Here is a 16,324-nt window from a genome sequence, read left to right on the forward strand (position 1 = left end):
TCATTTTAAATGCTGATACTACCAGCAACTCCTTGGGCTTCGCAAACTTTCTTGCTTCCTTACCAAATGTAGCTAGAATGCCCCACCGGCATCTGTCATTCCCTGATTTGATCAAACTTATAAGTCTATTGTGTACTTCTGAAATCAGAAGTGACCCCTGTAAGAATAAGTATAAAAGATTTAAGAAAAATTTGCCTGAATGGGACTCAATGGACAAAGTCTTAGAGGTTGCTTCAGCAGAGAACGTTAAACTCCTTTAGTTCCGTATATTTACTGAACTAATGCTTTGAGATCGATGCCGGCGCAACCACAACCCGCTAGGTCCTTGAGCTTAACCTTGATTATTTAGCGTCGATAGGAATTTCAATCCAAAATTCTGTCCCTTCGCCGGCAACAGAAACACATTTGAGGGTGCCGCCGTGGTTCTCAACAACGATTTGATAGCTGATAAATAACCCCATACCCGTTGCTCCCTTAGCTTGTTTTGTGGTAAAAAAGGCATCAAAAATGCGCTGACGCAAGGCGTCTGGTATCCCAGGGCCATTATCGCAAATACGAATCACAACCGAGCCAGTCTGTTGAGCATTTCCCCCGTCCCCTAGCGATGTGCGAATTGAGATCGTGCGCTGGGAAGAGACTGTTTCCAGTGAGTCGATGGCATTGCTGAGAATATTCATAAATACCTGATTTATTTGGGCGGCAAAGCACTTCACCGCCGGCAAATCCCCATATTCTTTAACCACCTCAATTCCTGCCCGCTGAGTCTTCGCCTTCAGCCGGTGTTGTAAGAGTAATAGGGTGGTGTCGATGCCTTCATGAATATTCACCGGCTTCTTCTGAGCTTGATCAACTTGAGAAAATTTCTGCAACGACAACACCAGTGCTTGAATACGTTTTGCCCCCACCCCCATAGAAGACAAGATGCTTGGCAAATCTTCTTGAATAAACTCAAATTCAATTGCCGCTAAATAGTCTTGAATTGCGGATGCCGGCAATGGATAATGCTGCTGATAAAGTCGCACCAACTCCAGCAAATTGTGCGAATAATCGCTGGTATGACTAAGGTTGCCAGAAATAAAATTAATCGGGTTACTAATCTCGTGCGCCACCCCAGCAACTAATTGCCCCAGACTTGCCAACTTTTCTGTTTGCATCATCCGTTGAGTTTGCTGCAAATACCGCAACGTCTGGGTAAGTTCTTCTGCTTGATGCCTGGTTTGCGCTAGTAATTGAGCTTGTTGCAGGGCAACTCCAAATTGTGCGCCAATCTTGACGAGCAACTCGATTTCATCGGCTTCCCAGTGACGCGCTCCTGAGTTTTGATAAGCTGCGAGTAATCCCCAAAGTTTTTCTCCTTCAAAGATCGGAACAATCACATAAGCTTTGGCTTGAAATTGTTCTAAGAGGGCGATATGACAGTCTCTGTGTCCGGCTGTATAAATATCGTCAATTGCCAATGTTTCATGATTGCGATAACGCCCGCCTTGAGTTTCTTGCAAGTGGGTATCTTCAATAATCGGCAGCGTTCCAACCAGTTGATTCCAGCCGGCGGCGACAGATTCGGCAACAAACTCACCGTACCAATCTGAGTTAAATTGATAGACTGCTACGCGATCAGCTTGCAGCAATTGCCGCACTTCATCTGTGGTAATTTTAAAAATTGTGTTGGGATCGAGAGACTGGCGAATTTTGTCGATGGTTGTAGCTAAAGCTTTTTCTCGTTTCGCCGCCTTTTGCACTTGCCCGATAGACTGAGTGTGTTGTAGCGCTACCCCCAGGTGTTCTGCCATTTGGGTGATAAACTCAATTTCACCGGCTTGCCAGTGACGCAGGCTACTGCATTGATCAACGCATAGCAATCCCCACAAATCCTCCCCCATAAATAGCGGCACAATTAAGCTGGCGCGGATGTGCAATTTGGTTAAAATCTGAATGTGAGTATCACTGAAACCGGCATTATAAATGTTAGAGATTGCTTGAATTTCACCCTGCCGGTATTGCGCCGCATACTCTCGCCCAAAACTGCTGTCGTGTCTCCCAATGGCTAAGGCTGAATTCAAAGCCGGTAAGGCATCCTCACACACAAATTCTCCATCATGCAGGCCCGCATTTGGAGAGAAACGAAATATTTTTACCCGATCCGCATTCAGCAGGTTTCGCACTTCAGCCGCGCTTGCCTTGAAGATGCTATCGAGATCCCAAGATTTCCGAATTCGGGTGATTACTTCTGACAGTATCTTGTACTGTTCTATTTGTAATTGGAGTGATGCCACGTGCGCCCCCTCTCGTGTGTTCGCTTGTGGTAAAGGCTTCTCTAAATCTATGGCAGTTGTGGCTTCGCAGGCTACCCCAATGATGCCGGTAATTGTTCCCGCATTATCTCTCACCGGCGTGTAAATACAATGATAAATGGAAGTGCCGATGAGTAGGGGAATTTTGTGACTAACTTGAACTTGCTGTCCACTTTCTAAGGCGTGTCTCACCGGCACTTCCATTTCATCGGCTTCGCGCCCAAAAATTTCTCGATTGGTTTTCCCAATCGCATCTACCAGATTTATCCCCAGCCGCGCCGCACCGGCTGGATTAATCCAGACATAGCGCAACTCTCGGTCATACTCAACAAAGATATCATCGGTTTTGCAAACCAACTGCAGGAATTGTGCATCTGGTTTGCTTTCAAAGGTTGCCGGCACGGCTGCATCCACAGTCAAGAATTGCTTCAGTTGCTCAAATGCTGCATTGTCACGACAACAATTACGCAACTGTTCCAAGCGATAAGAATCCATAAGTTTTAGGTAAAGATTCAAAAGAAAATCAACAATTTACTCGGGAGATTTTTTAATCTAGCCTCTCTTTCAACCTCTCGATTTAACCCTTCTTCCAGTCAGCTCTCTTATAAATTTTTCCAGTTAAGTTATTATTTTAGGAAATTTTACAGTTAAGAGAATGACTCTTCTCCCGTCTATTGCTTTATTTTAAATTCTATTTTTATTTTCAACAAGTACCCAATTCTAATTATTTTATATAAATTATTGTTCTTTTTGTCGGGATAAAGCCACCTCCCCCAAACACTTCTCGAATGCCGGCGGTAACTGTCCCGCTTCTAGCTTTAACTTAGTAAGTTTTTTACCAATAACAATAATTTTTTGCTTGTTATGGGGGGTTTTATTAGCAATTAACCACCCGCTGAAGCGTTGCAAAAGCTCAAGCGTCAGGCATCCCACCAAACCTGTTTAACAAAGCGGTATGCCTAAGCCCTAACTCGACAACTGTTTAACGAACAGTCAGTTCAATTAAATTCTTGGCAGAAACAGTCAGATGTGATCTCATACCCTAGGATCTTCTAACTCAAAGTTTCTATCCCTTTAAACATATTTCTTAAGATAGTTGCCCTTGTAACTTTACTTACTTTTCTGCAATTTATCTGTTTTTAGCAAAGGTTATATCTGTCTAAAGAGCGAAATAAATATAAAGTTTATTTGTATTAATTAATACTAAAAATTGGCAATCAAAGATCAGTGAGGGGCGGGCGCAGGAGATCAGCTTTTTTATTCAAAGCTATTTTGCCAGACATTTGCAGAGTTAGGCAAGCGCACGACTTGTCAGGAATATTTTTTTGCCCAATTATATGCTTTAAAATGTTCTTATTGAGTTGACAATTTTCAGTAAATTAGTTAACAAAATTGCGAATTTTATAATAAACAAAAATTAGAAAAAACTGGCATTTTTAGAAAGGCTTTCAAGGCATTTCAAAATACCAGTTATACAAGTAACCACTGCATTTAAAACAAACTTGCTAAAAAACTGACTCAACTTGTTGTTGAGAAAGCATTTGCGTGTGCAGAACTGGAATTTCTATCCAAAACTGGGTGCCTTGCCCCGATTGAGATGTACATCTGAATACGCCGCCATGTTTCTCCACCACAATTTGCCGGCTAATTGATAATCCAATGCCCGTACCTTTACCGGCATCCTTCGTAGTAAAGAATGGGTCAAAAATTCGATCTCTGACCGATTCTGGCATTCCCGGCCCATTGTCAGCAATGCAGATTGCCACAAATTGAGAATTAGAGGCTGATCCTTGCGTTTTCCCGATTCCTTCTCCCATGTCCCCACTCTTGAGAAAAGTAGAAATCGTAATTTGATTAGGAGTCGCTTCCATCTCTTCTTGAGGGCGAAGCTTGTCATACTCATCTAAAGCGTCAATCGCATTACTGAGGACGTTCATAAATACTTGATTTAACTGGCCGGCATAGCACTCTACCTGCGGCAATGGCGCATACTCCTTGATAATTTGAATGGGTGGCCGATCTGAACGAGCTTTCACACGATGGTGCAGAATTAACAGAGTGCTGTCAATGCCTTCATGAATATCCACCGGCTTCATTTCTGATTGATCAATTCTGGAAAAATTGCGTAAAGACAAGACAATCTGGCGGATACGATCAGCACCCAGTTGCATTGAGGACAACATTTTAGGTAGATCTTCAAGGATAAAATCGAGTTCCACCTGTTCCATCAGATCGAGGATTTCTGCATTCGGGTTGGGGTAATGTTGCTGGTAACTTTCTAGCAGTTCCAGCAAATCTTGCGTGTATTGGGTGGTGTGAAGTAGGTTGCCGGTGATGAAATTAACCGGATTGTTAATTTCGTGCGCCACGCCGGCAACTAACTGGCCCAGAGAAGACATTTTCTCGCTTTGAATGAGTTGGGTTTGCATCTGCTGCACTTCGTCAAGCGCCATAGCCAACTGTTGAGCGTGAGCATTCGCAGAAAGAGCTGATTGTAGACTTTGTTGGTAGAGTTCCGCTTGCTGAATCGCCAAAGCCGCTTGAATTGCTAAATGTTGCAACAATTCCACTTCTGCCGGCTGCCAATTACGTGGTTCCTGACACTGATGAGCAATCAGTAATCCCCACAACTCTGAATCTATCTGGATCGGGACAATTAAATTGGCTTGAATTTGAAGACTGTCTAAAAACTCTCGGTGACAGGCGCTAATCTCTTCTTGCGCGACATTATTAATCGCCCGCGTCCTTCCGTTCAGGTAGAGTCGGGCACAATCATCGGGAATGCACTCACTCGCCGCTTGGATGCCTAAAACCGAACGCCAATTACCTATAACTTCTTCAACCGTCACTTCCCCACTGCCGTTTGTCTTAAGTTGGTAAATTACCACCCGATCTGCATTTAATAAATTTCGCACCTCCCGCACAATGGTTTGAAGGATAGTTTTTAAATCCAGTGTACTGCGGATTTGCTCTGTCACTTGTTGGACAACTTTGGTATAGTCTAATGACTGTTGAAGTTGGGCTGTCCGCTCTAAAACTTGACGCTCCAGATTAGTATTTAAAGTCCGCACTTCTTGGTATAAAAGATACTGCTGAATTGCCATTGAAAAATGAACATTTAACGCTTGAGCGAGTTCGATTTCTTCAGCAGTCCACTCTTGACACTGACCTTTTTTCAACTCTCGCCATACTTCAAAAGAGTGCCTAGGAAACTCTTGTTTTTGGTTCGTGTCAAAGCATCCCGCCCACAATCGTTCTGTATCAATTTCATTGCGAAAAATACTTAGAATTCCTAAAAACTGCTGCCGGTAATAGAGGGGAACGACTAGCAGCCCCCGAATTGCCGTGGGCTTAAATGCCGGCGTCAAAACACGGAACTGTGGTTCTTTATAGAGATCCGAAAGCGCCCAAATGTTGGGATTACTTTGCCCAGATGCTTGTGAATGAGTGGGTTTAAAACCGGCTCTCATCCATTGCTGCCACAGGGGGTGTTCTTCAAGCAGCCCGTTGTTTCCCAGCTTTGAAAGCGCCGGTTGCTCGCCGCAGGTGAACAGTTTCGTCGTACAAGCAAAAGCCGTGTTACTTTGCGAGGCGTTTTCTGGGGTGATGTAAATCCTGCCACCGGCTCCTTGAAAGGCGGCAACGGCGGCTTCTAAGGCGGCTTCTAGTTGAATGCTGGGCTGAGCGTGGAGGAGGGCGGAAATTTGGTTAATTGTTGCTTCTCGTGCTTGCTTTTCACGAGCTTGACTAAGCAGAATGGAATGGGTGATGGCGATTGAGACTTGATCGGCGATTTGCTGAAGCACCTGTAGCTGTTGCTCAGAAATCTCTAGGGTTTCCGAGTGATGGGAGACGAGCAATCCCCAAAGCCTATCACCATCCACGATCGGCACCACAACAGACGACTGCACGCCCATTGCCGTTAGATAGGTGGCATGACAAGGATCTAGCGATTGATAGCGGATATTTTCAGTTTCCAAGAATTTGCCGGTTTCGGCGCAATCCAAAGGGCTTAAACCGATTTGCTGCTGCCCGACATTCACAATTGATCGCACACGCGCCGTGCGAAACAACTCGCGAGCGTGAGGGGGAATGTCATCGGCTGGAAAATGCAGCCCTAATAGAGATGGCAGGCGATTGTTATAAATTGATTCGGCAATAACTTCTCCACTCTCATCTCTATTAAAGCGATAGATTTTCACCCGATCCGTATTTAAAAATGCTCGAACTTCGGCGACGGTTGCCGTTAAAACTTCTTCTAAATCCAAAGACTGACGGATTCGCTGGGTGATCCGGTAAAGTAAAATTTCCCGATCTAGACGCTCTTGGAGTAATTCTGTATTGTCTGTAAAACTCATTTTTTTATCTGCGAAGCGTAATTGATTTGGCAGTTACCAGATTGTCTGTATTTTTTTATCCAACTCAGGCATCAGTAGGATTCGGGAAACGGTGTTTAAAAATAAACAAGCAAGTGAGTTCAGTTAACTGTTTATTCAAATAAGTTAACAAACCTAGAAGTTTACCTGAAAAAGTCGGGGGAATCATCAAAGGTGGATCTCACCTCAATGGTTCTAAAAGATGCTTCGCTGGAAGTCTGCTCACTCATCAGGCCAACATTTAAGTTTTCGGGTTAAAGTTAAAGCAACCGGATCTTCTGGGCTTTACAATTGAGTTTCAAAGTATGGGCCACTTCGACTAAAGGGCAAATCGCGCTGTAAATTTTTGAACCGGCTCTGGGAAAGGGGAATTTGGAACAAGCGTGAAAAACCTACGTTTTTCTTTTATTTTATAGTTTTTCCTCCTGGCTTGTAAAAAGTTAGAGTCGGTCAATATACAAATTATTATAATCTCAGTTTAGCTGGCTGCCAAATGCTGCCGGATTTGCTGGCGGACACTCATCAAAATTTTCCCTAAATGATTTTGGCCGGTTTTATCAGCACCGCAGCCCCAGTAGCAATCAGTGGGTGAATCTTCTACAATTTCTGCCTCGCCGGTGGCTAGTAGCAAGGTTTGGATATCGGCATGAGTGAAAAATTTGGTTAAGACGGCTTCTCGCATAATCAGATATTTGGCAGATTCCCAGTCGGGGCGAAGTTTACGATTTTTATCGCGCCCGATTGCAGCGGCTTCCTCTGGTGTCGCAGCGCTATGAATTAAGGGGATAATAAATTCATCTTCGCTGCCAACAAATTTTTGCGATTGATAGTAATGCTCTACAGTTGGCCAGTCTTTGCCGGCTAAGCGAATTCCGTGGGGGGAGAAATTGGAAAAGCACCCGTAAGTATCGTCAGCTTTGTAAAAGTAAATGACCATAACTGAGTTTAGATTTTAGATTTTAGATGCGCCTGTCAAATTGAAAGCCGGGGTGAGCGCTGAAATTAGAAAAAGATGTTCATAAGGTTTTAATTTTGACCGCTGAGGGTAAAAACTGGTAAAATTCATAAGTTGATCGAGTTTGAGCTTATGGTAAATTCATTCAGACTTGAGAAGAATCAACCGGATAGGATGTTGCTAATTCGTTTGGCACAACTCCAACTTCTATGATGCCTTTAAATGGCGGCAGAGAGTTTGCCGATTTAAATTCAATTGCAATGGGCGAACACGGGCGAGCTTTGATAATGTCTGCTGGGACTTTTGAAAAAACCAACCTTGGCTGGCAAATTCAGCAATTCCAACAACAGGTGGGAGAGTGGCTGGCGTTGCAATTTTCTAAATTATTCTCCAATCTCCCGGAGGTAAATTGGCCCTCTACGGCACTTGAGTGGGGCTGGTTATATTGGTTATTTAAAGGGTTATTCTGGATAATACTGGTCATGCTGGTGAGTTGGCTGGTTTTGCAACTGTTAGGGCAATGGCCGGCACTCCTCGATAGATTCCACTTACGACGCAGAAATGGGGATTTAGAGCCGGCAGCCAGAGCGGATCGCCCATTAACAGCGGATCTGTGGCTGGTACAAGCGCAAGAATTTCAGCGGCAAGGGAACTACCGGCAAGCTTGTCGAGCACTTTATATGGCAATGTTGCAGCGCTTAAACGACACGGGTGTGGTTCCGGGCGAACCCAGCCGCACCGATGGAGAATACCGGCAATTATTGCAGCAGTTGGGACAAGTCCAGCCCTATCAAGTTCTGATCGCAACTCACGAGGCTCAGTGTTTTGGCGATGCCGATGCAACACTTGATGACTTTAACCGATGCCAGCAAGCTTATCGAGAGATGGAGTCGTGAGAAAACTTTCAAAGCGCCGGTTGTGGATGCTGGGGGCGATCGCCATTGCCGTAATTGCGCTGCTCACCTTATTTTTAGCACCGAGTGCCAGCAAGCAGAGCGCGGGTTCTACTTACAGTCGTTCTCCAGATGGCTACGGCGCTTGGTACGCTTTTATGGAAAAACGGGGAACGCCGGTTCAGCGATGGAAAAAACCCTTAGAAGATTTACTGGTATTTCCCACTCAAAGTTCAGAATTGATTTCTCAAGAACGGCTGGAGAGATCTCAAATTCAAAATCCTATCACCCTGGTGCAAGTTAACAGCCAGATGAGTGAGGTGAAAATTAGCAAAGACGAAAAAGAATGGCTTAAAAAAGGTAATACGCTGGTAATTTTGGGAGTTCCCAGTGGAATAACAGAAGCCGCTTTTACGACACGGCAAGAATCTGCTGCCGGTCCAGTTAAAATTGAAACGCGACGCCGCCGACAACTGAGAGATCAAAAAAATCAGCCCTATCTGCCGGTACAACAAGAAGGAAACATCGCTGAACCTCTCCTAGGCGATGGCTTCGGGGCAGTCGTTTGGCAACAAAAAATAGGCAAAGGCCGACTAGTTTGGTCAGTCACCCCCCATTTAGCAGCCAATGCCTATCAAGATGAGCCAGGAAATTATCAATTTCTAGCACAATTACTGGCTCAAGATAATAATAAAATCTGGGTAGATGAATATATTCACGGCTACCAAGAATTATCGGCAGATCAAGGTAAAAAAGCGCAGCATAGCCTGTTGAGTTATTTGGCGAACACACCTTTGTTTCCTGTTATCCTACAAACGGTAATTGTGCTGATAATTGCGATTTTGGCTGCAAACCGACGATTTGGAGTGCCTCAATCTTTAGGGGTGCCGGTGGTTGACAATAGCGAGGCGTACATTAAAGCCACTGCCGGCATTTTGGAAAAAGCAAATAGCAGTGAATTTGTCCTCGATATTGTAGGCAAAGAAGAACAGATTCAATTGCAAAAAGCTTTAGGATTAGGGGCGGCGTTGCTTGAACCCGATTCTCTGATCAATGCTTGGGTGCAGCAAACGGGACAACCGCCGATTGAACTTGAAAAACTTCTCCATCTGCATTCTCAAAAGCGGCGAATTCGTGAGAAAGAGTTGCTAAGCTGGTTGAGTAAATGGCAAACAATTCGTCGAAATTTAGGCTAAAATAAGCCGCCCCTAGGAAATAGAAGTTAGCGCTTACCCAATTTCCTGATCCTTCTCTTTCCAATTTATTTAATAACTAATCACTGACAGAGATTTAATGAGCGACTCAAACACTGTATTTACTCGTTTAAGCCAAACCCTCAACCAGATCGTTGTCGGTCAATCAACACTGGTGCAGCAGTTGCTAGTGGCAATGCTTGCCGGAGGTCATGTGATTTTAGAAGGCGTGCCAGGAACGGGAAAAACGCTTTTAGCTCAAGTCCTTGCTAGATTGGTGCAAGCAGACTTCCGGCGAATTCAGCTAACGCCAGATATTTTGCCGGCGGATATTTTAGGGACAAATATTTTTGATCTCAACACCCGTAATTTTACCCTAAAAAAAGGGCCGGTTTTCACTCAGGTATTATTGGCTGATGAAATTAACCGGACACCGCCAAAAACCCAAGCAGCACTCTTAGAAGCTATGGAGGAGCAGCAGGTCACTTTGGATGGAGAAAGTTTACCTTTGCCTGACTTATTTTGGGTGATGGCAACCCAAAATTCCCTCGAATTTGAAGGGACTTATCCGCTACCAGAAGCGCAGTTAGATCGGTTTTTATTTAAGCTGATTGTCGGGTATCCAGATGCGGCGGCAGAAAAGCAAATGTTGCTCAATTCTCAAGCCGGTTCGCCGTCGAGACGTTTTGATTTAGGACGTTTAAAACCTTTGGCAACGGTGGAACAAGTTTTGCAAGCGCGTCAAGCAGTGAGAGTGATTAAAGTTGCGGATAATGTGATGGATTATCTATTGAATTTGGTACAGCGTTCGCGACAGCATCCTGATTTAGCGTTGGGCGCATCCCCCCGTTCTGCTGTAGCTTGGTTGCAGGCAAGTAAAGCTCATGCTTGGCTAAATGATCGCGATTTTGTAACGCCAGATAATATTAAGGCAATCGCTGCACCTTTGCTGCGTCATCGGCTGATTTTGAAGCCTGAAGCGCAATTAGATGGGTTGCAAATTGATGCGGTTGTGGGCACGCTGTTAAATCAGGTGCCGGTGCCTAGATAAGTTCAGCATTTAAAACAATGATTCCCTCTCAAAGAGTTTATTTACTGTTACTTCTAGGCATTGCCATTGCACCGGCACTCGCCATAACTTTTAACAATGAGGTCAGCATTATCGGCACTTTGCTCTATGATGCCGGCATCTTGTTGTTGATGCTTTTAGATAACTTACGGGTAAAAAGTTACCGTGTAGAAATCACACGCACTCCCCTTGGACGCCTCTCGATTGGGCGAGGTAATCCGGTTGTTCTGTCCGTGAAATCGCTTCAGCAGCCGGCAACGATTCAAATTCGTGACGGCTACCCCGTTGATTTTGAAGTTTCCCTGCCGGCACTCCAGGCTTCCTTGCCGGCAAACACGACTCAAGAACTTACTTACACCGTTAAGCCGGCGCAGCGAGGTGAGTATCCGTGGGGAGACATTCAAGTGCGGCAGTTGGGTGCTTGGGGTTTGGCTTGGCATAATTGGAAAATTCCAGCAGCTCAAAAGGTGGCTGTTTATCCTGATTTGTTGGCATTGCGGGCACTTTCGATTCGCCTGACACTGCTATCCACCGGCAATATGCCGCAAGCACGTAAATTTGGCATGGGGACGGAGTTTGCAGAATTGCGGGAATACAGCAGTGGCGACGATCCCCGCATGATCGATTGGAAAGCCTCCGCGCGCCGGTTTAGCGCACCTAACCGGATGCCTCTCCAAATCAGGGTTTTAGAGCCAGAACATGAGCAAACTCTGATGATTTTACTGGATCGGGGACGCCTCATGACAGCACGGGTGCAAGGATTGAAGCGGTTTGATTGGGGGTTAAATGCGACGTTGGCGCTGGCTTTGGCTGGGTTAAATCGGGGTGATCGGGTGGGGGTTGGTGTGTTTGATCGCGAAGTAACCACCTGGATTCCTCCAGAACGGGGTCAGCATCATCTCAGCCGGCTCATTGAGCGACTCACACCGATTCAGCCGGTGTTATTAGAACCCGATTATATAGGTGCGGTAACAAATCTCGTAAAGCAGCAAACTCGGCGAGCACTGGTGGTGTTAATTACAGATATTGTTGATGTGACTGCTTCTGCCGAACTTCTTGCCGGTTTGGCACGCCTAACGCCGCGCTATTTGCCATTTTGTGTGACTCTGCGCGATCCTCAAGTTGACTCTCTCGCCCATACTTTCACCGAGGATGTGTCGGCAACTTATACCCGTGCGGTTGCTTTAGATTTACTCTCTCAACGACAAGTTGCCTTTGCGAATTTAAAGCAGAAAGGCGTGCTGGTTTTAGATGCGCCGGCTCATCAGATTAGCGATCAATTAGTCGAACGTTATTTGCAATTAAAGGCGCGAAATCAACTTTAATTTTAAAAGAGTAATGGCTGAGTGATTTAGCATCACTTATTCTTTCTCTTTCAAAAAATTTTCGGTAATAAATAATTTTAATTGCGGGAACATTAAGCATAAATCTGAGGATATCCCCTTGATAACTAATTTGTAAATGACTAGCTTACCGGCTTGCGGCTACAATAGTTGATCAATAGGGCAAACAAACCTATCCCGACAATGTATTTAAGTGGGTCTGGAATTATTGGATTAGGTGAGAAAAACCCTTCAATGGTGCCGGCAATAATCAGCATTGGCACAATACCAAATACTAATTGCGCTGCCTGAGAACCGTAAAACCTTAGGGCATCGGCGCGGCGGTATTTACCGGGAAAAACAATCGCTCTGGCTATCAAAAGACCGGCACCTCCTGCAAAAAATATTGCCGGCAATTCCAGAGAACCGTGAGGAAATACAAACGCCCAAAAAGGATACGCTAAATTATTTTGACCAACCAGAGTGGCGAGTGCGCCGATGTGGAGTCCGTTAGATGCGAGAATAAAAACTGTTAATAGGCCGGCAGTGATTCCACCCGCAACCGCTGTAAATGATACTTTTAAGTTGTTAATCATAATTCCACTGGATGCCAAAGGTTCGATGCCAACAATTGAACCCATCCATAACTCATGGCGATCTCGCACCTTTTCAATTATCTCTTCCGGCACCATCAGCGACAGGAACAAGGGATCTTGCCACGCAAACCACCAAGCAATTAAAATGCCGGCCATAAAGATAGCCGTGGCAATGGCAATATAGGCCCAATTCTGCTGGATAACTGCCGGCAAACCCCAGCGATAAAATTCCACCACTGCTTGCCATTCCTGCCGGCGTGAACCCTGATAAATTTGGTTGTAGCTGCGGGAAGTCAAAATTTGCAAGTCTCGCACCAAACTCTCTCCCACTTGGTGGGTTCGCGCCCGCGCTAAATCCGCAGATACAGAACGATATAAACTAGCCATTTGCCGGATTTCATCTGCTTTTAAAGATTTCAAACCTTTTTTCTCAATTTGCATTAAAAGTGCATCCAACTGCTTCCAGTTCGGTTCCCGTCTTGCGATCCAGCGCTGAATATTCATAAAGTTTCTTAAAACCTTGCCGGTGACTATGCCTAGGGTAGCTTAAGATAGCGTCAAGCAAGCACGTCATTATCAACGAGAGGATTTTACTTATGTCTAAAAATCTTAGTCCCCAAAGTCCAATCCAACCGCTGGGTATCGGTAATGTAGTGAGTGCAGGAGTGCGAATCTATCGCTCTCATCTTAAGTCCTATTTGGGATTAGCTATCCAAGCGTCTTTGTGGGTGATGCTTCCCTTGGTACTGCTGGCGCCTGTCAGTGCATTTCCTGCTTATTTTCAAGCTAACCCTTTAGCTACGTTAGCTCTTGTTACAATTGCGTTAGCTCTACTGATTTATGGCTTTGCAAAATATTACGCTCTTTCCGCGCTCATCTCGCGCTTAGCTTTTACTGAATTAATAAACAAACCTGAAAGTGTCACTACAGCAAAAGACAAAATAAATTCCCATTTCTGGTTATTCTTTTGGTTAAATGTTCGGATTGGATGTTTGCTTTTTCTAGTTTACTTTGGATTGGCAATTTTAGGAGGTATTGTTGCTGTTATTCTGGGCGCTGTGCTAGGTTCAATATTCGGTCAAGCCGGCTCCCTTTTATCCTTAATTCCACTTGTATTAATTATCTTGTTTGGACTGACGTGGTTTTTCTCTCGATGGCTGATTGCTGAAGTTCCACTAGCCGTTGAGGAAGGAGTTAACATCCGGCAAAGCATTGCCAGAAGTTGGGAACTAAGTAAAAATTCTGCTTTTAGAATTCAAGCTATCGTCCTAATTTGTTTTTTAGTAACCGTTCCTCTTGTTCTGGTTACTAATTTTTTACCCTCAATCTTTCTCCTCAGAATTGAGCCAAATTCTCCCCGCTATTGGATTGTGTATTTCATTTCTTTAATTACGGGTTTATTAGGGGGTGCTTTGGTATTGCCGTTCTGGCAAGCTATCAAAGCTGTTTTATATTATGATCTTCGCAGTCGGAGAGAAGGGTTGGGTCTAAAACTGCGTGATCGGGAAGTTTAATAATCTATACTAGGTGCCATGCGTTTTTTTAATCGGGTCACACTTCAGACACCAGAAAGTGTAGAACTGGAATTCACACTAGCCGGCATTGGAAATCGATCCTTGGCGCTGCTAATCGATTATTTGATCTGGGGTTTAATTCTCTTTCTAGTTTTGATTGTCTGGTATTTTTTTGCAACTCAGTTAGTTGATTTGTTGGACACACTGATCAACATTAACGATCTGCAACTGTGGCTGATCTCGATTTGGATTCTGATTACATTCTTTATCTATGTGGGGTATTTTGTTTTCTTTGAAACCCTATGGCAAGGGCAAACACCGGGCAAACGCTTTGCTGGGATTCGCGTAATTCGAGATGATGGGCGCACAGTTGGATTGCAACAAGCGACGTTGCGGGCGCTGCTGCGGCCTGTTGATGATACTTTGTTTATCGGAGCAGTTTTGATAATGCTGACTCGCCGGGAGAAACGCTTAGGAGATATGGCAGCCGGCACGGTGGTGATTCAAGCAGATCGAGCAGTTGCACCGGCACGCTTTCCCATATCTGAGCCGGCACAACAGCTAGCAGAACAGTTGCCATATTTGGCCAATTTACCTGCGTTGCTACCAGACGACTTTGCCGTTATTCGAGAGTATTTGCAACGGCGTAGCGCGATGGAACCCAAAGCTAAATCTGAATTAAGCCGGCAGCTAGCGAGTCAGGTTAAAAATGTAATTGCCTTAGAAGAGTTACGAGAGAAAGTCAGCGCTGACGTGTTTCTAGAAGCTGTGTATCTGGCTTATCAATCGAATAGGACTTAAGAAAAAATGAGGGGAGAAATACATCATCACCCTCATCTATTCATTGCTCAGAAATACTAGGCACTGGGCATTGGGCATTGGGCGCTTAGAAACACTCAGCACTCAGATGTTAATCACCGGCCACCCGTTAAGAAACTCTTACTCAGGCGTTTAATTGCACGATCTGCTACATCAGAGTAACGCAAGTCTCCACACAAGACTCTCCCTAGCGTCTGAGTGGCTGCGGGGCGCTTGACACCAACTCTATAAGCAACACCGGGGAATTGGAAGAAGACGCCCGATAAGCGCTGCGCCCAAACCATATCACTGCCCCATTCTTCCTGGATCGTCTGGGTGTATTTTTCCAAAGCATCACCGGCACCAGAAAGTGCCCGATCAATTGCTTCTGAGGCTTTTAAACCACTAAACATTGAAGGGCGAATTCCTTCTGCCGTAAACGGATCAACCACACAAGCTGCTTCGCCAGCTAAAACGGCATTTTGGGTGTGCAGCTTTTGGTTGCCATCCCACAAACAAAGTGGATGAGTGTATTGCTTGCCTGTGCCGGCATTCAAACCCAACCCAGCCGCATACTCAGCTAAAACGCTGTTGAAATCTTTCGGGTCACCGCCTCGGAAAGTGCTAATCCCAATCGAATAGCCATCTGCTTTCGAGAAGTTCCAAATAAACCCATTTTTCTGCAAGCCAAATTCAAAATTGACTAGCGGATTGGTTGCCGCTTGCGCGGAGTCAATTTCCAATGCGCCGGCTAACCGCTTTTTTGGTTCCTTGAAGCGCAACCACTTGGCCATTGGCCCTTTGGCTCCATCCGCTGCAATCAAATAACGACCTTCAACCGGCCCATTTGCCGTATTTACTTGCCAACGGTCATTTTTGAACTCAATGCCGGTGACTTCCGTATTGTCTCGCAGTTCGGCTCCCTGGCTTTGTGCTTGCTGGATCAGGAAGTGGTCAAATACATCCCGCCGCACCATCCAAATTGGCTCTTTGACTTGCAGATCCACTTCCACAGGATCTTCCATCTTCCAAGTGGAGCGCACTCGGTTAACTTTTAAAGAAATCGCTGGCGAAAAATCAAAATCAAACCACTCAGCAATCGCGGGAGACACCCCACCGCTGCAGGGTTTATATCGTGGCAGAGATTCTTTTTCCAGCACAAGAACCGAGCGCCCTCGCTTTGCCAAGTGATAAGCAGCAGTTCCACCGGCGGGTCCTGCACCGACAATGATGCAATCAAACATCTTTAGGTAATTGTTAATTGTTAATTACTAATTGCCAGCTCTCATGTGTAAGTTACCGGATAAAATCTTCCTC

General features: G+C 45.1%; 12 protein-coding genes. 6 read left to right on the top strand and 6 right to left on the bottom strand.

All coding sequences use genetic code 11. The features are described 5' to 3' along the window. Positions 1-341: 341 nt before the first annotated feature. The 4 genes from H6F56_RS20550 to H6F56_RS20565 all read right to left on the bottom strand — a co-directional run bounded on the left by H6F56_RS20550 (position 342) and on the right by H6F56_RS20565 (position 7,604). Positions 342-2,786, bottom strand: coding sequence for a GAF domain-containing protein (locus H6F56_RS20550; RefSeq protein ID WP_190671942.1), 2,445 nt, complete (start codon positions 2,784-2,786; stop codon positions 342-344). Between the two features lie 243 nt (positions 2,787-3,029). Continuing rightward, positions 3,030-3,200, bottom strand: coding sequence for a hypothetical protein (locus tag H6F56_RS20555; protein ID WP_206753420.1), 171 nt, complete (start codon positions 3,198-3,200; stop codon positions 3,030-3,032). Positions 3,201-3,796: 596 nt separating this feature from the next. Beyond that, complete coding sequence (locus H6F56_RS20560; RefSeq protein ID WP_190671948.1) at positions 3,797-6,649, bottom strand: GAF domain-containing protein; 2,853 nt, start codon at positions 6,647-6,649, stop codon at positions 3,797-3,799. 496 nt (positions 6,650-7,145) lie between these two features. After that, complete coding sequence (locus H6F56_RS20565; protein WP_190671950.1) at positions 7,146-7,604, bottom strand: NADAR family protein; 459 nt, start codon at positions 7,602-7,604, stop codon at positions 7,146-7,148. A gap of 227 nt (positions 7,605-7,831) precedes the next feature. Here H6F56_RS20565 and H6F56_RS20570 point away from each other — a divergent pair, with 227 nt between their 5' ends. From H6F56_RS20570 to H6F56_RS20585, 4 genes are all read left to right on the top strand, one after another. Next, positions 7,832-8,518, top strand: a complete 687-nt coding sequence (locus H6F56_RS20570) for a DUF4129 domain-containing protein (protein WP_190671953.1) — start codon at positions 7,832-7,834, stop codon at positions 8,516-8,518. Then, positions 8,485-9,711, top strand: coding sequence for a DUF4350 domain-containing protein (locus H6F56_RS20575; protein ID WP_190671956.1), 1,227 nt, complete (start codon positions 8,485-8,487; stop codon positions 9,709-9,711). The genes H6F56_RS20570 and H6F56_RS20575 overlap by 34 nt, the downstream gene beginning before the upstream one ends. A gap of 97 nt (positions 9,712-9,808) precedes the next feature. Then, on the top strand, positions 9,809-10,759 hold the full coding sequence (locus H6F56_RS20580; protein WP_190671959.1) for an AAA family ATPase: 951 nt from the start codon (positions 9,809-9,811) through the stop codon (positions 10,757-10,759). A gap of 17 nt (positions 10,760-10,776) precedes the next feature. After that, positions 10,777-12,102 carry a DUF58 domain-containing protein gene (locus H6F56_RS20585; RefSeq protein WP_190671962.1) on the top strand — a complete coding sequence of 442 codons (1,326 nt, stop codon included), beginning with the start codon at positions 10,777-10,779 and terminating at the stop codon, positions 12,100-12,102. Positions 12,103-12,242: 140 nt separating this feature from the next. Here the strand turns inward: H6F56_RS20585 and H6F56_RS20590 are convergent, their stop codons facing one another. After that, positions 12,243-13,199 (bottom strand): stage II sporulation protein M, encoded by a 957-nt coding sequence (locus tag H6F56_RS20590; RefSeq protein ID WP_190671965.1) that lies wholly within the window; start codon positions 13,197-13,199, stop codon positions 12,243-12,245. Positions 13,200-13,426: 227 nt separating this feature from the next. Here H6F56_RS20590 and H6F56_RS20595 point away from each other — a divergent pair, with 227 nt between their 5' ends. After that, positions 13,427-14,209: a hypothetical protein gene (locus H6F56_RS20595; protein WP_242032103.1), complete on the top strand. Its 783-nt coding sequence runs from the start codon at positions 13,427-13,429 to the stop codon at positions 14,207-14,209. 18 nt (positions 14,210-14,227) lie between these two features. Then, positions 14,228-15,010: an RDD family protein gene (locus H6F56_RS20600; protein ID WP_190671971.1), complete on the top strand. Its 783-nt coding sequence runs from the start codon at positions 14,228-14,230 to the stop codon at positions 15,008-15,010. Between the two features lie 113 nt (positions 15,011-15,123). Here the strand turns inward: H6F56_RS20600 and H6F56_RS20605 are convergent, their stop codons facing one another. Then, positions 15,124-16,251 (bottom strand): geranylgeranyl reductase family protein, encoded by a 1,128-nt coding sequence (locus tag H6F56_RS20605; protein WP_190671976.1) that lies wholly within the window; start codon positions 16,249-16,251, stop codon positions 15,124-15,126. Between the last annotated feature and the right edge of the window lie 73 nt (positions 16,252-16,324).

The sequence above is a fragment of the Microcoleus sp. FACHB-672 genome (assembly GCF_014695725.1).
Lineage (GTDB): Bacteria > Cyanobacteriota > Cyanobacteriia > Cyanobacteriales > Oscillatoriaceae > FACHB-68.